General features: G+C 63.5%; 23 protein-coding genes. 12 read left to right on the top strand and 11 right to left on the bottom strand.

The features are described 5' to 3' along the window. The first annotated feature begins 38 nt into the window (after positions 1 to 38). The 4 genes from AC25M7_RS21995 (at position 39) to AC25M7_RS21980 (ending at position 3,605) form a co-directional block, all read left to right on the top strand. Positions 39 to 1,775 (top strand): copper resistance system multicopper oxidase, encoded by a 1,737-nt coding sequence (locus tag AC25M7_RS21995; RefSeq protein WP_486971465.1) that lies wholly within the window; start codon positions 39 to 41, stop codon positions 1,773 to 1,775. After that, complete coding sequence (locus AC25M7_RS21990) at positions 1,768 to 2,673, top strand: copper resistance protein B (RefSeq protein ID WP_182323359.1); 906 nt, start codon at positions 1,768 to 1,770, stop codon at positions 2,671 to 2,673. The genes AC25M7_RS21995 and AC25M7_RS21990 overlap by 8 nt, the downstream gene beginning before the upstream one ends. 66 nt (positions 2,674 to 2,739) lie before the next feature. Further along, on the top strand, positions 2,740 to 3,168 hold the full coding sequence (locus AC25M7_RS21985) for a DUF411 domain-containing protein (protein ID WP_028692474.1): 429 nt from the start codon (positions 2,740 to 2,742) through the stop codon (positions 3,166 to 3,168). Then, the gene (locus tag AC25M7_RS21980) at positions 3,168 to 3,605 is read left to right on the top strand and encodes a YqaA family protein (protein ID WP_028692475.1); all 438 of its coding nucleotides are present in this window, start codon (positions 3,168 to 3,170) and stop codon (positions 3,603 to 3,605) included. The genes AC25M7_RS21985 and AC25M7_RS21980 overlap by 1 nt, the downstream gene beginning before the upstream one ends. A gap of 54 nt (positions 3,606 to 3,659) precedes the next feature. Here the strand turns inward: AC25M7_RS21980 and AC25M7_RS21975 are convergent, their stop codons facing one another. The 11 genes from AC25M7_RS21975 to AC25M7_RS21925 form a co-directional block, all read right to left on the bottom strand. Next, the gene (locus tag AC25M7_RS21975; RefSeq protein WP_028692476.1) at positions 3,660 to 4,892 is read right to left on the bottom strand and encodes a hypothetical protein; all 1,233 of its coding nucleotides are present in this window, start codon (positions 4,890 to 4,892) and stop codon (positions 3,660 to 3,662) included. A 255-nt stretch (positions 4,893 to 5,147) separates the two neighbouring features. Continuing rightward, positions 5,148 to 5,969, bottom strand: a complete 822-nt coding sequence (locus AC25M7_RS21970) for a hypothetical protein (RefSeq protein WP_139121072.1) — start codon at positions 5,967 to 5,969, stop codon at positions 5,148 to 5,150. Positions 5,970 to 5,983: 14 nt separating this feature from the next. After that, a complete protein-coding gene (gene sctE / locus AC25M7_RS21965; protein WP_158216128.1) occupies positions 5,984 to 7,144 on the bottom strand; it encodes a type III secretion system translocon subunit SseC family protein in 1,161 nt (386 codons plus the stop codon). Next, on the bottom strand, positions 7,134 to 7,640 hold the full coding sequence (locus AC25M7_RS21960) for a SycD/LcrH family type III secretion system chaperone (protein ID WP_081791636.1): 507 nt from the start codon (positions 7,638 to 7,640) through the stop codon (positions 7,134 to 7,136). Before AC25M7_RS21960 ends, sctE begins: the two co-directional genes overlap by 11 nt. Before the next feature lie 8 nt (positions 7,641 to 7,648). Then, positions 7,649 to 8,620 (bottom strand): virulence-associated V antigen, encoded by a 972-nt coding sequence (locus tag AC25M7_RS21955; RefSeq protein ID WP_186595502.1) that lies wholly within the window; start codon positions 8,618 to 8,620, stop codon positions 7,649 to 7,651. A 135-nt stretch (positions 8,621 to 8,755) separates the two neighbouring features. Then, positions 8,756 to 10,855 (bottom strand): type III secretion system export apparatus subunit SctV, encoded by a 2,100-nt coding sequence (gene sctV / locus AC25M7_RS21950; protein ID WP_028692480.1) that lies wholly within the window; start codon positions 10,853 to 10,855, stop codon positions 8,756 to 8,758. Then, complete coding sequence (gene sctY / locus AC25M7_RS21945; protein WP_028692481.1) at positions 10,852 to 11,181, bottom strand: type III secretion apparatus assembly chaperone SctY; 330 nt, start codon at positions 11,179 to 11,181, stop codon at positions 10,852 to 10,854. The genes sctV and sctY overlap by 4 nt, the downstream gene beginning before the upstream one ends. A gap of 4 nt (positions 11,182 to 11,185) precedes the next feature. Then, positions 11,186 to 11,542: a type III secretion apparatus assembly protein SctX gene (sctX, locus tag AC25M7_RS21940; protein WP_062361126.1), complete on the bottom strand. Its 357-nt coding sequence runs from the start codon at positions 11,540 to 11,542 to the stop codon at positions 11,186 to 11,188. Further along, positions 11,539 to 11,910, bottom strand: a complete 372-nt coding sequence (locus AC25M7_RS21935) for a type III secretion system chaperone family protein (RefSeq protein ID WP_051555750.1) — start codon at positions 11,908 to 11,910, stop codon at positions 11,539 to 11,541. The genes sctX and AC25M7_RS21935 overlap by 4 nt, the downstream gene beginning before the upstream one ends. A 2-nt stretch (positions 11,911 to 11,912) precedes the next feature. Continuing rightward, positions 11,913 to 12,197, bottom strand: coding sequence for a TyeA family type III secretion system gatekeeper subunit (locus tag AC25M7_RS21930; RefSeq protein ID WP_028692484.1), 285 nt, complete (start codon positions 12,195 to 12,197; stop codon positions 11,913 to 11,915). Continuing rightward, complete coding sequence (locus AC25M7_RS21925) at positions 12,178 to 13,020, bottom strand: HrpJ domain-containing protein (protein ID WP_028692485.1); 843 nt, start codon at positions 13,018 to 13,020, stop codon at positions 12,178 to 12,180. The genes AC25M7_RS21930 and AC25M7_RS21925 overlap by 20 nt, the downstream gene beginning before the upstream one ends. 208 nt (positions 13,021 to 13,228) lie before the next feature. Here AC25M7_RS21925 and sctN point away from each other — a divergent pair, with 208 nt between their 5' ends. From sctN to sctU, 8 genes are read left to right on the top strand one after another with little or no spacing between them, the layout of a single operon-like run. Further along, entirely contained in the window at positions 13,229 to 14,557 is a 1,329-nt protein-coding gene (gene sctN, locus AC25M7_RS21920) for a type III secretion system ATPase SctN (protein WP_062361198.1), read from the top strand. Further along, complete coding sequence (sctO, locus tag AC25M7_RS21915) at positions 14,548 to 15,018, top strand: type III secretion system stalk subunit SctO (protein ID WP_486971464.1); 471 nt, start codon at positions 14,548 to 14,550, stop codon at positions 15,016 to 15,018. Before sctN ends, sctO begins: the two co-directional genes overlap by 10 nt. Then, positions 15,012 to 15,854, top strand: coding sequence for a type III secretion system needle length determinant (locus AC25M7_RS21910; protein ID WP_486971463.1), 843 nt, complete (start codon positions 15,012 to 15,014; stop codon positions 15,852 to 15,854). The genes sctO and AC25M7_RS21910 overlap by 7 nt, the downstream gene beginning before the upstream one ends. Then, positions 15,851 to 16,774: a type III secretion system cytoplasmic ring protein SctQ gene (gene sctQ, locus AC25M7_RS21905; RefSeq protein WP_062361115.1), complete on the top strand. Its 924-nt coding sequence runs from the start codon at positions 15,851 to 15,853 to the stop codon at positions 16,772 to 16,774. Before AC25M7_RS21910 ends, sctQ begins: the two co-directional genes overlap by 4 nt. Further along, on the top strand, positions 16,771 to 17,424 hold the full coding sequence (sctR, locus tag AC25M7_RS21900; RefSeq protein WP_028692489.1) for a type III secretion system export apparatus subunit SctR: 654 nt from the start codon (positions 16,771 to 16,773) through the stop codon (positions 17,422 to 17,424). The genes sctQ and sctR overlap by 4 nt, the downstream gene beginning before the upstream one ends. 1 nt (position 17,425) lies before the next feature. After that, positions 17,426 to 17,692, top strand: a complete 267-nt coding sequence (gene sctS, locus AC25M7_RS21895) for a type III secretion system export apparatus subunit SctS (protein WP_028692490.1) — start codon at positions 17,426 to 17,428, stop codon at positions 17,690 to 17,692. Further along, positions 17,689 to 18,477 (top strand): type III secretion system export apparatus subunit SctT, encoded by a 789-nt coding sequence (sctT, locus tag AC25M7_RS21890; RefSeq protein WP_486971462.1) that lies wholly within the window; start codon positions 17,689 to 17,691, stop codon positions 18,475 to 18,477. The genes sctS and sctT overlap by 4 nt, the downstream gene beginning before the upstream one ends. Then, a complete protein-coding gene (gene sctU, locus AC25M7_RS21885) occupies positions 18,474 to 19,520 on the top strand; it encodes a type III secretion system export apparatus subunit SctU (protein ID WP_062361113.1) in 1,047 nt (348 codons plus the stop codon). The genes sctT and sctU overlap by 4 nt, the downstream gene beginning before the upstream one ends. Positions 19,521 to 19,775 lie beyond the last annotated feature (255 nt).

Raw genomic sequence — 19,775 nt, 5'->3', positions numbered from 1 at the left:
CGGCGAGGATCGTGGCAGTTCCGTAGCGAGAGCACGCCATGCCACCGACTCCAACCCGCCGCACCTTCGTCAAGGGCCTGGGTGCCGCCAGCGCCCTGGCCGGCCTCGGCCTCTGGCGCCCGCTGGCCCAGGCCGCCGAGGGCCGCCTGCCGCTGCACGAGCTGAGCGGCCAGCAGTTCGACCTGTTCATCGGCCAGACCCCGGTCAACATCACAGGCCGGCCGCGCACCGCGCAGACCATCAACGCCAGCCTGCCCGGCCCGCAGCTGCGCTGGCGCGAGGGCGACACCGTGACCCTGCGCGTGCGCAACCGCCTGGACCAGCCCACCTCGATCCATTGGCACGGCATCATCCTGCCGGCCAACATGGACGGCGTGCCGGGCCTGAGCTTCGCTGGCATCGAACCCGGCGGCGACTACCTCTACCAGTTCACCCTGCGCCAGAGCGGCACCTACTGGTACCACAGCCACTCCGGGCTGCAGGAGCAGGCCGGCGTGTACGGCGCCATCGTCATCGAGCCCCGCGAGCCTGAACCGCATCAGTACCAGCGCGACCATGTGCTGCTGTTCAGCGACTGGTCGGACCAGGCGCCAGAAGCGCTGATGGCCACCCTGAAGAAGCAGTCCGACGCCTTCAACTACCACAAGCGCACGGTCGGCGACTTCGTCGACGATGTCGCGCAAAACGGCTGGGGCAAGGCCGTCGACAACCGCTGGACCTGGGCGAAAATGCGCATGAGCCCGACCGACCTGGCCGACATCAGCGCCGCCAGCTACACCTACCTGCTCAACGGCCAGCCCCCGGACGGCAACTTCACCTGCCTGTTCCAGCCCGGCGAGACCGTGCGCCTGCGCCTGATCAACGCCTCGGCGATGACCTACTTCGACTTCCGCATTCCAGGCCTGAAACTCTCGGTAATCGCCGCCGACGGCCTGCCAGTGACACCGGTGAGCGTGGACGAGCTACGCATCGCCGTGGCCGAAACCTACGACGTGCTGGTCACCGTGGGCGACCTGCCCGCCTACACGCTGTACGCCCAGAGCATGGACCGCACCGGCTTCGCCCGTGGCACCCTGGCCCGTGCAGCGGGCTTGCAGGCCCCCGTACCCGAGCCGGACCCGCGCCCGGTGCTGACCATGGACGACATGGGGCACGGCGACATGGGTGGGATGGAGCATTCGAATATACCAGCGATGAACCACGCCAACATGGCGGGCATGGACCACTCGAACATGGCCGGTATGGCCATGATGCAAGGCCACCCCGCCAGCGAGATCGACAACCCGCTGGTGGACATGCAGACCATGGCCCCCCGCGCCAACCTGGCCGATCCTGGTATTGGCCTGCGCGGCAACGGCCGCCGAGTGCTGACCTACGCCGACCTGCGCAGCCCCTACCCCGATCCGGACGGGCGCGAACCGTCGCGCAACATCGAGCTGCACCTGACTGGCCACATGGAACGCTTCGCCTGGTCGTTCGACGGCATCAAGTTCAGCGATGCCGAGCCCCTGCGCCTGAAATACGGCGAGCGGGTGCGCATCATCCTGGTCAACGACACCATGATGACCCATCCCATCCACCTGCACGGCATGTGGAGCGACCTGGAGGATGAACAAGGGCGCTTCCTGGTGCGCAAGCACACCATCGACATGCCACCCGGAAGCCGGCGCAGCTACCGCGTCAGCGCCGACGCCCTGGGCCGTTGGGCTTACCACTGCCACCTGCTCTACCACATGGAGACCGGCATGTTCCGCGAGGTACGGGTCGATGAATGAGAACCGCAACCGCCACATCGTCACCGGTGTCGCGCTTATGGCCTTGCTGGCCAGTGAACGGGCCCTGGCCGCGGGCATGGACCACATGAACCATGGCACCATGCCGATGGACCACGGCCAAATGAACCATGACAGCATGCCCATGGACCACAGCCAGATGAACCACACGGCGACGCCCCCCAGCCAACCGCGCACACCGCTTCCGGTGATCACCGACGCCGACCGCCGTGCCGCTTTCCCGCCGCTTCCGGGGCATCAGGTGCACGACCAGGCGACCAACTGGGCGGTGATCGTCGACCAGCTGGAATACCAGAACTTCGAAAGCAGCGGCGCCCTGAACTGGAACGCCACTGCCTGGGTCGGCGGCGATATCGACCGCCTATGGCTGCGCACCGAGGGTGAGCGGGAACAAGGCAAGACCCACAAGGCCGAGCTGCAGGCCCTCTGGGGCCATGCCATCAGCCCCTGGTGGGAACTGGTCGGCGGTGTACGCCAGGACTTCCAGCCCGCCAGCGGCCAGGGCTGGGCCGCCTTCGGCATCCAGGGCACGCCGCTCTACGGCCTGGAGCTGGAAGCCACCGCCTACGCCGGCGAGCGACAGCAGACCGCGCTGCGCCTGGAGGCCGGTTACGCTATGCTGCTGACCAATCGCTGGATCCTCGAACCGACCGTCGAAGCCAACTTCTTCGGGCGCAATGATGCCGGGCGCGAGCAAGGCTCGGGGCTGGCCGAAAGCGAAGTGGGCCTGCGCCTGCGCTACGAGATCACCCGCGCGTTCGCGCCCTATGTCGGCGTCAGCTTCAACCGCCTGCACGGCGACCGTGCAGACCAGGCCCGGGAGAATGGCGAGGACATCGGCCAGACTCGGCTGGTGGTGGGGTTACGCCTGCGCTTCTGAAGCACACGCGCTCCCACCAGGCCGCCACCTGGCCAATGAATCATGCTGTTTCATAGGAGCTCCACCATGCTGCGCAAACACCTGCTCACCCTCGGCCTGCTGGCCGTCACCGGCCTGGCCCAGGCCGCCGAGACCATCGATGTCTACCGCGATCCCAACTGCGGTTGCTGCAAGGAATGGATCAAGCACCTGAGCGACAACGGTTTCACCGTCAACGACCATGTCGAACCGAACATGAGCGCGGTCAAGCAACGCCTGGGCGTCGAGCCACGCCTGGCGTCGTGCCACACCGGGGTGATCGACGGCAAGTTCGTCGAAGGCCATGTGCCGGCCGAACAGGTACGCCTGCTGGCCAGGCGCAACGACCTCAAGGGTATCGCGGTACCGGGCATGCCCATGGGTTCGCCGGGCATGGAGATGGGTGACCATAAGGACGCCTACCAAGTCATCGGCGTGACCCTGGATGGCCAGGATACCGTGGTCGCCAGCTACTGATGCTCAGCCTTGGGGCGCTGTTCCTCAGCGCCTTCGGCGCCGCCACCTTGTTGCCGCTGCAGTCCGAAGCGGTGCTGGTCGGACTGCTGATTCGCGAACCGAGTGCCTGGGCAACTCTGCTGCTGGTGGCCACCCTCGGCAATGTGCTCGGTTCCATCGTCAACTGGCTGCTGGGCCGGGCCGTCGATCACCTGCGCGAACGCCGCTGGTTTCCGTTCAGCGCCAGCCAGCTGGAACGCGCCCAGCAACGCTACCAGCGCTGGGGCCAGTGGTCGCTGCTGCTGAGCTGGATGCCGGTGATCGGCGACCCGCTGACTTTGATCGCCGGGATCATGCGCGAGCCGTTCTGGCGTTTCGTACTGCTGGTCACCCTGGCCAAGGGCGGGCGCTATATCGTGGTGGCAATGATCACCCTGGGCGGGTTTCACACAGGGTGATCGGAGGGATTCGAAGGGCTGGCTGAAGCCCGAAGGCCTCAGCCAGTGTTACGCTCAAGCCGCGTTGGCAGCCTGCAGGTTGCCAAGTAGGCGCCCTGCCTTGTCCAGCTTATTCTGCAACGTGTCCATGAACGATTGCGCGGTGTGGAACTGCAACAGATTGGGCTCCAGTTTACGCTGCCCGAAGAGGTCGCCGAAGGAGTGGGACTGCCCCACCGCCGTGTGGTCCAGGACCATTGAAGCGATTGCCTTTTCGGCAGCACTGCCCTTTTCGGCAAGATGCTCCAGGTGCTCGAACGACTGCGAGAGCGGACTAGCCGGCCGCTGTAGCGAATGGATGGTCGCGTTGAAGTCATTACGCGTAGGCAGAGCGACCTCATCATCAATCTTGACAAAGTCGAGCTTGACGGCCTGGAGCGACGTTACCGGATCAGACTGTTCGATGGTCGTCGCGTGATAAGCCACTTCAGGCTCCACAGGCCGTGCCGCGCTCGCTTGGGCTAATGTGCCGGCCACCACCGGATGGGTATGGTCGCTTGCATCCCCCACGACAACTGGCGCCACTGGATCAGGCTTCTGGGCGAACCGTTCGATGAACTCGGCATCGACCTCTTTGACAAACTCCACCACCGCTTCAGCCCCCACTTGCTCGGGATCCGGAAACTCGGCAAATCGCGAGGCCAGGAAAATTAACGCATCGAGCACCTTGGCGGCAGCCATCGAGTCGTTCTGCATAAGCGCGATACTGTCCGGAGACTGGGCTGCAATCAGGGTGTACCCACCGACAATATCGACCTTGTTAATACTTGTCTCGACCTTAAGCTCAGGCACAAGCTTGCCCAGCATGTCGATATTCGACAACAGGCAGTTGGCGTTACGCATGATATTGCTACCCGTGAGCTGTTCCGTGTAACTGGTCATGAACTGCTCGGTGGGCAGATGCTCCTGCTTCGCCAGTATCCCGTTGGCCTGCGACCTCATGACATCCGGCAGCCCCTTGGCCACCTGCTCGTTCAAAGAGCGCATCACGTCCGACGTCGAATCCGCGGCCTGCGCGCCCCCCGTCGCCACACTGGAACGAAAGCCGAGGAACTCGGCAATCGCGATGAATAGGCGCATCAGGATGCCATGCTTCTGCGGTTCCTCGTGACGTGCCAGGCGCTGCGCCGTTTCGCTGGTTTTTACCTCTTTGCAGTCACTGCCCGCGTTGACGGGGTCCAGGTCGGCGCCACACACCCAACTGGTTGAAACCGATTCAATCATCGTGCAAACCTCTTCTTGCAGCATCGTTTAACTTGTGGAAAAGACCGCTCTCACTCCAGCAAGAACAAAAGTCTTCTCCGCAGTAATTTGCCTCCAGCATGGTGGAAGCTGAGCAAACGATACTGGCGCTGCACATCAGGCCCCATCAGCCCTTATCGCCTTTTTTGCACTTTTCGGCGTTGGTGTGATGGCACGGTATTGGTTGATACGCAAGCATGAAAAAGCCGCAAGAGCCTGGACCCTTGCGGCGTCTAACATCCTTCAAGAAACCGGGTCTTCTCAGGCCATGATGCCAGCAGCCCTGAGCCCCTGGTTGTCATTGCGCAGGATTTCCTGGATCAGCTGACGCACCTGGTCGATCATCTTCGCCAAATCATCGGTACAGCGCTGGAACAACTCCTTCTGGTTACCGGCAACCGCCGCCTCAAGCTCCTGCTCCTTGGCCCAGACATCCTGCAACGACTTGATGGCATGGGCGATGCCCGTGCCGAAGGCTGCGCCACTCTGGGCCACGCCATTGAGCGTGTGCAATGTGGTATTGCGGGTGTCGATGCCGTTCTGCAGATGCTTGACCTCGATACGGTTCTCGGCGATCAGCTTCTTTGAGGCCATCGTCACCTCACCGGGCTTGGCAAACTCGGCAGCATGACTGGCTTGCTCCACTCCCTTGATAGTCCGCGCATCCCCCAGATTTTTGAGCATCCCGGTGGTACCGCTGACCAGGGTGAACATACCCAATGCACCGCTGACAGCCGCCGAGGCGAACAGCGCATTGCTGGCGGTTCTCATCCAGCCGATCTGTTCCTTGCTCGCCAGCACGCTGACTTCGGCCTGGGTCCTGCGCCCCTGCGCATTGCCATCGCGCACCTGCATGGCGGCTCGGAGAATCGCCAGCAGGCTCTCCAGGTCCTGGCTGCAGGGCGTAGCCTGCGGCGTATCCAGGCTTACCCGCCCTTGCTTCTCGGCAAATGCCGCGCTCGTCGCTGCACCGGGCATGGCCAGCATCGCCCACAGCGGCTGCCCAACCTTCTGCCCCTCGGTGACCGGCAGTTGGGCATTCACGTGGGACGAATGATCAATAGTGGAAATAGACAGACTCATGATTGACTCCTTGATCAGGCAATGACGTTTCGGCAAGCAATATCGGCGCAGGCTTTGCTGCGGTTGTTCAACAGTTCCAGCAGTTGTTCGAAGCGTTGCTCCTTCCCCGCGAGCAGTTGTTCCAGCGCCTTGGCCAACTGCTCGAGAAAACTGTGTCCCTGGTCCAGCAGCAGGCGCATCTCCGCCAGCTGGGCCTCGCTGCGCAACGCCAGCCCCTGCATGATCGAACTGGCCGCCTGCCCGGCGCTGGACAGCGTGGTGGTCGCCATGCTGGCGCCTGTCAGGGTCATCTGTAGCTTGGCCTGGGTGCCCGCGCTGGCGGTCGAGATGACACCGGTGGAGGCGACGCTCTGGATCTTCTGGCCCACCGACAGGACCGCCTGAGCGACCTTGCCACTCACCTTGCCGGCCACCCGGGCAGCGACCACCGCGAGGCTACCGCCGCAGGTCAGCACCACCGAGGCCAGCGCCAGGGCGACTTCCACCGCCATCAGCACCGGCCCGAGGTACTTCATTACCTCCTTGGAGATGTGTCCGTCCTCGGCGGCCTGGTTCAACGACATGGACACCACGCCCATGACGCCACCGGCGATCATCAGCGCGCCCGCGACGGCGCCCAGGCCGGTGGCGACCATGACGGTCCCCACCACGATGGAGACGATGGCGGCGGCCCAGCCAAAAACCTTGGCGAACACGCTCGCCGTGCCAGCATCCCGGTGTCGCTGGGCCACCTCCTCCATCTTTTGCGCGTTGAGCGCCATCTGCTGGCGGTTCTGCTCGGTGAGCTGACGTACCTGCTGCAGATTCAGCTCGGTCTGCCGAGCACCCAACTGGCTCAGCAGTTCGGTGAGGCGAATATCCAACTCAGCGTCGGAGATGTCCCCGGCGAGCTGCCCAAGTATCAGTGCCCCGACATCGGGTACCGCGACCAGCACCGGTTGCATGAGGCCTTCGGCGTCGAACAGCTTGTCGACTACCTGCCCCTGTAGCTGTCCCGTCGCCAGTGGCGCCGGAGGATCCAGCCGGACATTCATGTCCTGCTTGATCGTTGCGATTCTGGACGGTGTGCCGGTCTCGCCGGGCAACTGGATCGCCGCACCCGGCAGACGCGGTTCCGATTCGATTTCAGCCGGCATCAGGAGCGGCTGCTCCACAGGAAGAAGTTCAGCTCGCATGACGTGCGCCCTCCTTCTGCTGCAGGGCCTCGAGCAGCACCTGTGCCTGACCTGCCAGACCGGCATGTTCGCTGTCCACCGCCAGGATCTGCGCCTGTTCGTAACCGCTGCGCGCCGAGGCAAGGTCGCCCAGGTGCTGGTGGCATTGAGCGGCATGGAAGGTGAAACGCGGGTCCTGCGGCGCGAGCATCGCGCCATAGGCATAGGCCGGCAATGCATCCTGGTAGCGCTCAAGGGCCTGGTAGGCACCTGCCACGCCCAGAAACGCCCGGGGATCGTAGTGGTTGAGTGCCGCCAGCCCCTTGAACATCGTCAGCGCATCCTCCAGCCGTCCCGCCTGGTAGAAGTTGAACGCCTGGGCATAAAGCGTTTCCAGTTGTGCCACGCAAACCCCGCGCAGCATGGCGAATGTGCCGCCATCGCCGAAGAAGCGCTCGATCGCATCGACGTTGTTGGCATCAGCATCGCCGCCGGCCATCTGTTGTACTACTGTCATCTCCTACCTCAGTTCTGCAGAATCTTGGACAGCATCGAGAACCAGGTCTCGACGAACTTCATCATCACCTCGGTGGAGGTGGTGTAGCGCGAACCCACGTCGTTGAGCAGGGTGGTCTGTTCGGTCACCTTGTCGTTGACGATGCGGGTGCGGTCGCTCAATGCCTGGGAGAAATTGGCCAACGGGTTGTTGTCCTTGTCCCAGGCGTACTGCGCTTTCAGATCGGTCATCGGCCCACTGACCTTGTGCAGGCGGCTACCGCTTGCACTCGACGCAGTGACGGATTGCGTGCCCTCGAGAAAATGCCGCACCGTGACGACCCCAGAGCCGTTGAAGGTGGGCTTGAACGTGTCCAGGCTCGAGAGCAGTCGGCGCTCGAAACTCTTCTCCCAACTGTCCGCATCGAGGTCATAGAGCTTGCGGTCGAAGAGGTTGAAACTACCGTCTTCCAGCTTGAAGGTGCCCTTGTCAGCCATCACCACGTTGACCTTCGACTGGATCACGCTGAAGATCTTCAGCTCCGCCGTGAGGCACCTGAGCTGCTCGCTAAGCTCGGTGCGTTCGGCCTTCTGCTTGCGCATGCGCAGGCCCATCGCCGCCATCACCAGCTCGTCCATGCGCAAGCGCTCACCCAGGTTCTGCAACTGCAAGGGAGCTCCCGGCAACCAGCCGGCATAAGCCTCGAGCAACTGGCAAAGCGCATCGACATGCTGCTCAGGCAGCGGTCGCGCCAGCAACCCCTCGAAATAGGGACGACTCTGCGCCAGGCGCGCCTGCCCCTCGGGGCCCAACAACTGCTCGATGGCCTGCGCTCGATGTACCAGGTCCAGCGGCTGCCCCTGGCCGCCCATGGCCATGATCCCGTGTTGATCCAGGATCTCCTCCAGGCGCCTTATGTCTTGCCAGGTGTCCGGCGGCGCGACACGGTCTACATACGGCAATGGGACAGGGCGACTACTTGCTTCAATAGAACTGCTCATCATCTGTATCCGGTTGGCCAGGTACCCTTCTTGGGGTACATGCAGATGAGTCTATTGAAGGGCGAACAACCGCTCCGTCAGGCCCGGCCGCGATTTTGTAGTTTCCGGATAACGCTTTCTGACACCCGATGAGCGTCAGCCGATTCGCCCCAGCGGCTGGATGTTGATCTGCGTGGTGAGTTCCTGGAACGACAGCACCGGCAGCTCGAAATAGATGCCCTCGACCAGCTTGCGTACATAGCGGCGGATATCCATCGACACCACCAGCACGGGCCTGGCTTGAACATCCTGCAGGTCGCCCACCACGGCTTTCACCTGGGCGAGAAAGGCGTCGCTCTGCGCCGGCTCCAACGCCAGGTAGCTGCCGGCGCTGGTCTGGCGGATGCCACTGCGGATCATCTCCTCGACCGCAGGGTCCAGCAGATAGGCCGGCAGCAGGTTGTGGCCGCTGGCGTACTTGTAGCAGATGTAGCGCTTGAGGCTGCTGCGCACGTATTCGGCCAACTGCACCACATCCTTTTCCTTCTGCCCCCACTCCACGAGAGCCTCGAGAATCGAGCGCATGTTGCGGATCGAGATGCCCTCGCCCACCAGCCGCTGGAAGACCTCGGTGATGCGCTGCAACGGCAGGATGCGCTGCACCTCCTTGACCAGTTCCCCATAGCCCTGCTCCATCTGCTCCAGCAGGTAGCGGGTCTCCTGGATGCCGATGAAATCCCCGGCGTACTCGCACAAAACCTGCGAAAGATGCCAGGCGAGCACCTGGTCGATCGCCAGGAAGGCGCACCCGGCGCGCTCCAGGCGCTCACGCTGCGCCTGCTCCACCCATAGCGCCACACGCCCCGGCTGCAGGGCTTCGCCTTCCTCATAGGACACGCCGACAAGCGCCAACTGGCTGGGTTTTTCCTGCACCAGTAGCCGTTCCGGCATGAGCCGCCCACGCGCCACCGGCACTTCCTGCAACAGGATGCGGTACTCGCCGGGGCCAAGCGCGCTGGTAAAACGCAGGCGGATGCCGGGAAACGGCACGCCATGATCCAGGTACAGCGCCTGGCGCACCCGCGCCAGCTCGTCGTTCAGCGAGACGGCTTCAAGGGCGGCTTGCAGGCCACTGTCCACATCGATGAGCAAGGGCACGGTCAGAGCAAAAGCTTGTGTATCACCGGCCAACTTCGCCCTGCCGGTTGGTTTGAGCGTAGGCGCGCCGGCGCCGTTGGCCAACAGCGCCGGCAGGCCACCGCTCTGCTGCCGGCCGTCCTCCTCGATGCGTCGCTGGCGGATTACCCACCAGCCACCGCCGCCAACCAACAGCGCCAGGCTGAAGAAAGTAAACGTCGGAAACCCTGGGATAATACCGAACAATGCCAGCAGCGCGCCGCCGATCAATAAGGCCTTGGGCTGCGCCATCACCTGGCTGCCGATGTTCGCCCCCAGGTCGCGGGCACCTTCACCGTCGCGGGTGACGATGATGCCCGCGGTGATGGCGATGAGCAGCGCCGGCACTTGGCTGACCATGCCGTCGCCCACGGTGAGTACCGCGTAGAGCTGCAAGGCGTCGGCCGCCGTCATGCCCTTCTGCATCACGCCAATGGCCAGCCCAGCCAGCAAGTTGACCACGATGATCACCAACCCGGCGATGGCATCGCCCTTGACGAACTTCATCGCCCCGTCCATGGCCCCGTACATCTGGCTGGCCTTTTCCACTTCGCCACGGCGCGAACGGGCCTCGTTGACGTCGATGACCCCGGCGCGCAGGTCGCCGTCGATGCTCATCTGCTTGCCCGGCATGGCATCGAGGGAAAACCGCGCGCTGACCTCCGCCACCCGCTCGGCACCCTTGGTGATCACCAGGAACTGCACGATGGTGATGATCAGGAACAGGATGCAGCCCACCACCAGGTTGCCGCCGACCACGAAGTCGCCAAAGGTCTGCACGATCTGCCCGGCGTCGGCCTCCAGCAGGATCATCCGCGTGGTGCTGATCGACAGCGCCAGGCGAAACAGCGTGGTGACCAGCAGCACCGACGGGAACACCGAGAAATGTAGCGGCGAGACAACGTACACCGACATCATCATCAACACCACGGCGATGGTAATGTTCAGGGCGATCAGCAGGTCCAGCAACAGCGGCGGCAACGGCAGGATCATCATGAACACCACTGCCAGCAGCATCACCGCCAGCATCAGGTCCTTGCGCGCGCCGACATGGCCGAGCATCCGGGTCAAGGTGTTCATGACTGATCCTTGAGTCGCAGGTACTCGGCGAAGGTGGCCTGCGCCTGCTCCAGGCGGCCCGCCATCTGCTGCGCCTGGCTCAAGCACAGCCATAAGGATGCCTGCTGCTCGCCGGCGTCACGCAGCGTCAGGCACTGCTGCTCGGCGCGCGCCCAGTCGCCCAGCTCGAGGGCGGCCACTACCGAAGCGCGCCGCCCGGCGAGGTGATCGGGATCAACCCGCAACAGCACCTCCAGCAATGTTTGCGCACCGTCAGGTCGTCCACATCGCAGATGAAGCCAGGCCAACAGTTGCAGGACATCACACTGTTCGATCGTCAATTGCATCTGTTCATACCTTGAGCAGAAGGTTCGCGTAGCACGCCAGCGCGTGCCGGTCGGCCAGCAACGCTTGCAGCAGTACCGCCGCCTGGCGCTCCTTGGCGCTCAGCAGTTGCTTTGCCAGGGAGCCCAGCGTCATGGCGAAGCGATGTGGGTCGTACAGGGCACGCAGCTCCTGTTCGGGACTGGCGTACGACAGCCGCAGGCTTACCATCCGATACTGCGGGTACAGCTCACGCAGGTGTGCCTGCACAGGTTGCCCAGGCATCGGCAGCGGTTCGCCAACCGATCGGGGGAACACGGTGTCGGCTGCCAAGGATTGCAGCCACGGGGCATGGAGCTGCCCGCCTCGTTCTATCAGGCTCATGCCGCAAGCACTTCGACGCGCATACGCGACAGCAACTGGTAAGCCTCGTGCAATACCTGTTTCGTCACGCGACGTTCATCGAGACTGACCAGCAACACCAGACGTTCGTCAGGCAGCAGGCCGCATCGCAACAGCTGCCCAGGTACCTGGTGGTCCTGGACATGCCTGAGCGCACTCGACATGGCATGCTCGAACAATGCGCCCTGCACGGCAAAGCTCAGCCAAAGCGTCACCTGGCCCGCCAGCCGCTCGAACTGCAGGACACCGATATCCGGAAGATCCAGGCGTAGCCGTGTTTCCGGCAGATGCGCCAGTACCACGCCTTGATCGCGGCAGAACCGGACGATGGCCTCGCTACAAGGGTCCATGCTCATTCCTCCCGCACGCCACGCAGCGACGCTTCCTCATCTTCGATGAGCCGGTCCATGGTCAACTGACAGACCATCAGCAGGTGCTCGCGCTGGGTCTCATCGCTGAAAACCTGCAGAGGCAACAGCCGGAAGATGCGCTGCAGTTCACGCAGGCAGTGGATGCGTTGCCCGCCAGGAGCAAGCGGCAGCACGGCCAGCAGGCGCAGGATGTCCTGCTCGCCGGCCCAGCGTTTGTCGATCAGCGCCAAGAGGTCGCTGACCAGATCAGAAGGCCCGTACGCCACTGGGCTCTCCGGCAAGCTGGCGGAACAGCGCGGTAGTGTCGCTTTCCAGTTTCTTCAGGGCCTGCACCAGTTTCATGTCGCCGATGACCTGCTGCAGCTGATTGCTGTCCAGGTGCGAGGACGGCCCGCTGATATGACTGGCCAGGCCGTTGAGCATGAACTGGGCGACATCGCCGATGGCCGCGTCACCGAAGCGTGCGCGCAGCTCGTCCCAGGCGTGCTTGAGACCGCGATAACCACACAAAAAATCGCAGTACACCCCACGCAGCGCGGCCACTTCGGCGACCCCCTGTTCCTGGGTAGCCTGGGCCAGCGGACCGATCTCGATTCCCAGCTCGATCATCCGGCCCTGCGCCTGCGCCATGCCCGCCATGGCCTGATCTAGCTTCCCAGGCAAGCCGCTGTCATCAGCCATATTGCCCAATGCGGCACGGGCATAGGCCAAGGCCAGGTAGCGATGGCAGGCTTCGCCTGAAAACCCATCCAGCCGTGCTTGCAACTCTCCCGGCGTCAGATCGGGATGCTGGCGCAACCAGGCCACCAGTTCATCCAGGGCACGACGCTGCACATCCGGCACCTTGGCCAGCATCTCCTCGGCCGCCTGGCCTGCCTGCAAGCCATGCTGGCGCGCATCGGTGATGCGGCTACGGGCACCGAGCCGGGCATTGGCCAACGACGAGAACGCCATCGACACCTCTTCCGCCATCTCGACCTGCTGCCCCATCGGGGTTACCTGCCGCACTTGGATGGTTGCCTGCCCTTCCCATCCGCCCCCCACGGCCACCGCCGATTCAACCTGCGCTAAGCCGATGCCTACGCTCATGCCCACCTCATTATCGAACTACATGAATGAGCGGCATGCTAGAGGCCTGCCATGAGCCTTACTGTCATTGCCGGGCGCTTCTTTTTAGCCTTTCGGCAAGCGTCAAAGAGGGCGGCCGAAATCTAAAAACATGCGACTCACAGTGAAATCCGCCCCATGGCAAGCCTCCTAGAATGGCGTCCTTCCTTTGCGCACCAGCACCCTTCCCATGTCGCCATCGCTGCTCCAGATTCCCCAGGCCCTGAAAGCCGCCGTGAACGACGTCACCCTGGTCCAGGTCAACGGCAAGGTCACCCAGGTCACCGGCACCCTGATCCGTGCACTGGCGCCTGGGGTGCGGGTCGGCGAACTGTGCCGGCTGCGTAGGCCGGACCATGAGCAGGAACTGCTGGCCGAGGTCATCGGCCTGCAACAGGACCAGGCATTGCTCGCCCCGTTGGGCGACATACAGGGGCTCTGCACGCGCACCGAGGTCTGCCCCACCGGTAGCCAGCATCGCGTCGGTGTGGGTGATCATCTGCTGGGAATGGTACTCGACGGCCTGGGCAACACGCTCGACGGCAACGTACAGACCGCGCCGCAAGCCTGGTACCCGGTACATCGGGATGCGCCGGCTCCCTTGAGCCGCAAGCTGGTCGACACACCCTTGAGCCTGGGCATCCGTTGCATCGATGGCCTGCTCACCTGCGCTGAAGGGCAGCGCGTCGGCATCTTCGCACCCGCCGGCGGCGGCAAGAGCACGCTGCTGGCCTCACTGCTGCGCAACGCACAGGCAGACGTGATCGTCCTCGCCTTGATCGGCGAACGCGGCCGGGAAGTGCGCGAGTTCATTCACCATGAGCTCGGCGAACAGGGCCTGCGCCGTGCGGTGCTGGTGGTCGCGACCTCCGACCGTCCGGCGATGGAGCGGGCCCGTGCGGGCTTCGTCGCCACCACCGTGGCCGAGTATTTCCGTGATCAGGGCCGCAAGGTCCTGTTGCTGATGGACTCGCTGACCCGCTTCGCCCGGGCCCAGCGGGAGATCGGCCTGGCCGCGGGCGAACCGCCGACTCGACGCGGCTTTCCGCCGTCGGTGTTTGCCCAGTTGCCACGCCTGCTCGAACGTGCCGGGCACGCGGACAAGGGCTCGATCACCGCGCTCTACACCGTGCTGGTGGAAGGCGATGACCTGAACGAACCGATCGCCGAGGAAACCCGCTCGATCCTCGATGGCCATATCGTGCTGTCCCAGGCACTGGGGGCGGCCAACCACTACCCGGCCATCGACGTGCTGCGCTCGGTCAGCCGGGTGATGCACCAGGTGGTCAGCCCTGCCCACCGCGCCGCCGCCAGCCAGTTGCGCCAGTGGATGGCGTGCTATGAAGAAGTCGAGCTGCTGCTGCGAGTCGGCGAATACACCCGAGGCCAGGACCCTGCCGTGGATCAGGCCATCGACAAGCGCGATGCCATTCGCGCCTGGCTGTGCCAGGCGCCGCATGAGCGCAGTTCGCTGCAACAGAGCCTCGAACAACTGCTGGAGATCGCTCGGTGTCCTTGACCGCCCTGTTATCCATCATGCAACGCCGGCTGCAACGGGCCGAGCGCGAAGCGCACACTCAACAGGTCCGCTTGCAGGCAGCCCAGGCGGACCAGGCGCAATCGCTCGAAGTGCATCTGACTTATCGGCGCTGGGCCCTCGAGGAGGAACAGCGTCTGTTCGATGCGCAGATGGGCCGCCTGACCAACCTCCATGGCCTGGAGCACTGGCGTCGACAGGTCGGACTGCTCGGTGAGCGCGAAGCGAGCCTGCGTGGACAGGTCGTGGCCTGCGAGGACGCGCTGATGCGCCAGCACTCGGCACGCCAGCAGGCGCAAACGAAGCTCGCCAAGGCCAGACAACAGCTGGACAGTTTCAAGCAGCTGCACGAGCAAGCTTCCCGGCAAACCGCTCGGCGTACAGAGCACAGCCAGGAGCTCGAAGTGGAGGAGCGCCATGGCAAGGGAGGTTCTCCATGCTGAACACCGAGCCTGTCCCTGCGCTGCCGGACAACCCATTGTCTGAAACGCCTGGACTTAGGCCATGCAACGAGCAGCGACGGTTGTTCGAACACCTGCTGGAAGATCCACGGATAAAGCGCAGGACGCCGCAGGAGACTGGCCATCGACCCACCCAGGACGAAGCCTGCCCTGAACGCCCTGTCACCCAAGTGGTCCTGAACATGGCTGACTTGATCGCAAAGTGCCCGCGCGCCTGCGCAGCAGAACGACCTGCGCTGCTCGAGGACGTCATCGAACGTCCCCTTCCGGAGCCCATGCCAGCGATACCTGATGCAGTCGAGCCAACCTCATTGACCGAAGCACGTCGAGCCGAGGCGGGCCCTCAAAATGTCCACGACAATACCAACAACGTGCCGGATCGTCTGCTACTCCGCGATATCGACCCAATCCTTGCCCCCCCCATCCCATCGAGCGAGCGCCCCCTGATCGACAAGGGCCTGTCATCAACTGTCGCTGCCCCCGTCCAGGATCTGCAGACGCTTGTTGAGCGCCTGCAACTGCAACTGTTCGTCAGCAGGACTGGCAAACGCGAACAGGCCCTGTTGCAGGTGCAGTTACCTCAGCTGGGCCAGGTCGAAGTACGCATGAACCCTGCGAGCGCTGGCCTGCAGGTGGAGATCCAGGCTGCGCCGGCCGCCCTGCGGCAATTGCAGGTGGCCGGTACGGACCTGCTTGAGCGCCTGCAACGACTCGATCCCGCACAGCCGGTCAGCCTCGGCTTTGGCGCAAAGGGCGACAACCATCAAGGCTCGCGCAACAAGCGCCATGTAGAGGACGAAGGCTGGCCTGAACCATGAGTACATCGAACTTGCCTGTCGCCCACACTCAGGAACTGCGCTTGCAGCAGTCACTGAGCCATCGCCAACCCCATTATGCCGACGATCAAGGGCAGGTCTCGCTGAGCGTCAGCACTCCAGGCGATGACCTGGACCTGACCGTGCTAATCGATTGGCACGGCGTGCCGGCTCGCCTGCTGTGTCGTCGGCAGCAGCTGGCGCAATGGCTCGCACCACAGTTGCAGGCAGCCGACTTCGCCAGCCTCCCCAGCGCACTGCAGCTGGCGGTGCTGCAACGGGACACCCCTCGCCTACCCGGCCTGCAATGCCTGGGCATCGAGCCGGCAGACACCATCGACCGCACACCCGGTCTGCAGGTGACGCTGAGAAGCGCGCAGGGCCTGCTGCCCTGCTGGGTACAAGGCGACAGCGAGCACATGCTGGCGGCCTTGCCACGGCGTCCACTACGCGAACGCCTGAACATCCAGCTCAACCTCTCGCTGCAGTGGCGCGCCCTCGAATTAACGTTGCACGACCTGCGCGACCTGGGCTCGGGCGACATCCTGCTACTGCCTGCCGGTACGCCAAGTTCCCCGCGACTGCTGGGCGTGCTCGATGGCCACCCCTGGGCCGAGCTGCAACTCGAAGACACACATCTGGAGCTAGTCCGCATGCACGATACCCCCCCTGTGGCCGACACTACGCTGCAAGCGCTGGAGCAACTGCCCATCCCGGTCAGCTTCGAAGTCGGTCGCCAGACCCTCGACCTGCACACACTGTCGACCCTGCAACCTGGAGCGCTGATTGAACTGCATAGCCCTGTGGATGCCAAGGTGCGCATCCTCGCCAACCAGCGCTGCATCGGCACCGGTCTGTTGGTGCAGATCGACGGCCGCCTCGGGGTGCGAGTCGACCGCCTGCTGGAGCAGCAACCGACATGATCCAGCTGCCGGACGAACTGAGCCTGATCCTCGGTCTGGCGCTGCTGTCGCTGGTGCCGTTCATCGCGGTCATGGCCACCTCGTTCCTGAAGATGGCCGTGGTCTTCTCGTTGCTGCGCAATGCCCTGGGTGTCCAGCAGATCCCGCCAAACATGGCCTTGTATGGCCTGGCGATCATCCTCAGCCTCTATGTCATGGCCCCGGTGGGCATGGCCACCTACGACTACCTGAACGCCCATGAGACCACCCTCGGCGATGCCCGTTCGGTCGAGCGCTTTCTCGACGAAGGCATGGCGCCGTTTCGCGCTTTTCTCGACAGCCAGGTCAACGAGCGCGAACGCGCTTTCTTCCTCGACAGCACCCGCCAACTCTGGCCCCAGCACTATGCCGAGCGGGTCGACGGCAACAGCCTGCTGGTGCTGCTGCCGGCGTTCACCATCAGCGAGCTGAGCCGGGCCTTCGAGGTAGGTTTCCTGATCTACCTGCCCTTCATCGCCATCGACCTGATCATCTCCAACATCCTCCTGGCCATGGGCATGATGATGGTGTCGCCCGTGACCATTTCACTGCCCTTCAAGCTGCTGCTGTTCGTCCTGCTCGACGGCTGGGGGCGACTTTCCCATGGCCTGGTGCTGAGCTACGGAGGCTGACATGGGCAATACCGAAGTTCTGCACTTCGCCACCCAGTCGCTGTGGCTGGTGCTGGTCCTGTCGCTGCCGACGGTGCTGATGGCCGCGCTGGTCGGTACCCTGGTTTCCCTGGTACAGGCGTTGACCCAGGTACAGGAGCAGACCCTAGGTTTTGTCGCCAAGCTGGTGGCGGTGGTCGTCACCCTGTTCGTCACTGCCGACTGGATGGGCAGCGAGTTGTACCGCTACACCGATCTGGTGCTCAACCGAATTTCCTCGGCACGATGACGGTCCAGACGCTTGAACAGATGCTGCTGGGCTTCAGCCTGATCCTGCCCCGGTTGTTCGGCTGTTTTCTGCTGCTGCCGATCCTCGGCAAGCAGGTACTGGGCGGCGCGCTGGTGGGCAATGGCGTGGCCTGTTCGCTGGCCCTGTTCATCTACCCCAGCGTGGCCGGTACCCTACCCGTTGCGCTGGACGGATTACAGCTGGGGCTGCTGATCGGCAAGGAAGTGCTGCTCGGCCTGCTGCTGGGCTTCGTGGTGGCCATCCCGTTCTGGGCCCTGGAGGCCTGCGGCTTTCTCATCGACAACCAGCGCGGCGCCACCCTGGCCTCCACCCTCAACCCGCTTCTGGGCAGCCAGACCAGCCCCACCGGCGCCTTCCTGGCGCAGACGCTCGTTACCTTGTTCTTCACCGGCGGCGCCTTCCTGGGGCTGCTAGGGGCGCTGCTGGGCAGCTATGCCAGCTGGCCGGTGGCAAGCTTCTACCCGTACATCGGCGACCAGTGGAATACGTTCTTCCTGGCCCAGTTCGACTACCTGCTGAGCCTCTGCGTGCTGTTCGCCGCGCCATTGCTGATTGCCATGTTCCTCGCCGAATTCGGCCTCGCCCTGGTCAGCCGCTTCGCACCGTCACTGAACGTGTTCATCCTGTCCATGCCGATCAAAAGCCTGGTCTGCAGCGCGCTGCTGGTGCCGTACCTGTTCCTGCTGATGACGCAGGCCGAAAGCCAGGTTTTCATCGCACTCTCCAAGGTACGCCTGCTCGGCCCTTTGCTGGAGCAGCCATGAGCACCGAAAAGACCGAACAACCCACACAAGCGAAATTGCGCGATGCGCGCCGCAACGGCCAGGTGGCCAAGAGCAAGGAGCTGGTCTCCACTGTACTCATCCTGAGCCTGGTCGCGTTGCCCATGGGCTTTCCCGACTACTTTCTCGGGCATCTTGGTGAGCTGATGATGCTGCCCGCCCCCCTGCTCCATCTGCCCTTTCGCCAAGCGCTGGAGCTGATGCTGAAGCAACTGCTGCATGAGTTGCTATGGCTCACCTTGCCGTTCCTTTTGACCGCGGTGCTGGCCGCCATCGCCGGCAACCTGCTGCAGACCGGTTTCGTCTTCAGCGGCCAATCGCTCACACCTGACCTGAAAAAAGTCAGCCCGCTGGAGGGGGTGACGCGGATCTTCTCGATCAGGAACCTGCTCGATTTTCTCAAGTCGGCGCTCAAGGTCCTGCTGCTCGGCGCGCTGGTGATTGGCCTGCTCAGCGATCAGCTGCGCACGCTGCTGCGGGTGCCGTCGTGCGGCATCGAGTGCATCCTGCCGTTGCTGGGCAGCCTGATGGGCAACCTTATCGGGGTCTGTGCCGTGGGTTTCCTGGCGATCTCGGCGGCCGACTATGGTCTTGAACGCTGGCAACATCTGAAACAGCTGCGCATGAGCAAGGAAGAGGTCAAGCGCGAGCACAAGGAGATGGAGGGTGCCCCGGAGCTCAAGCGCGAGCGTCGCAAGCGCCATCGCGAGATACACAACGGCACACTGCGCGCGGACGTCAGGCGCTCGTCGGTCATCGTCGCCAACCCGACCCATATCGCCGTGGGCCTGCGCTACAGGCCCGGGGAAACGCCCCTGCCGTTGGTCACCCTCAAGTACACCGACGAACAGGCCCTGCTGGTCCGGCGGATCGCCGAAGAGGAAGGGATACCGGTGCTCGAACGTATTCCCCTGGCCCGGGCGCTGTTCGCGGATAGCCTGGTGGAGCAGTACATTCCAGGTGACTTGATCCAGCCGGTCGCTGAGGTGATTCGCTGGTTGCAGGCGCAAGAGAAGATTGCATAGATAACCGCAAACCACTGGCAACCCCTATCCCACAGGTCCAGGACAATCGGAGTTGGAAGCCCGGGGTTTGTACGAACAGTAGCCGAATGGCGATCAGACAAGGCGAAAACAGGCGAGAAACGGCAGAAGTCGTGCTCGATTTTACGGGTTGTAAATGAACATTCCGAGCCTGTTTTCAACCCCGCATGAGCGCAAAAAGCGCCGCGAGTTATGGTCACTATTTGTGATACACCACACTAGACCAGGATCCCTCGC

It is taken from the genome of Pseudomonas sp. P106(2024) (assembly GCF_057480815.1).
The sequence above is the reverse complement of the archived record's forward strand: the minus strand, read 5'-3'. Positions and strand labels throughout refer to the sequence as shown.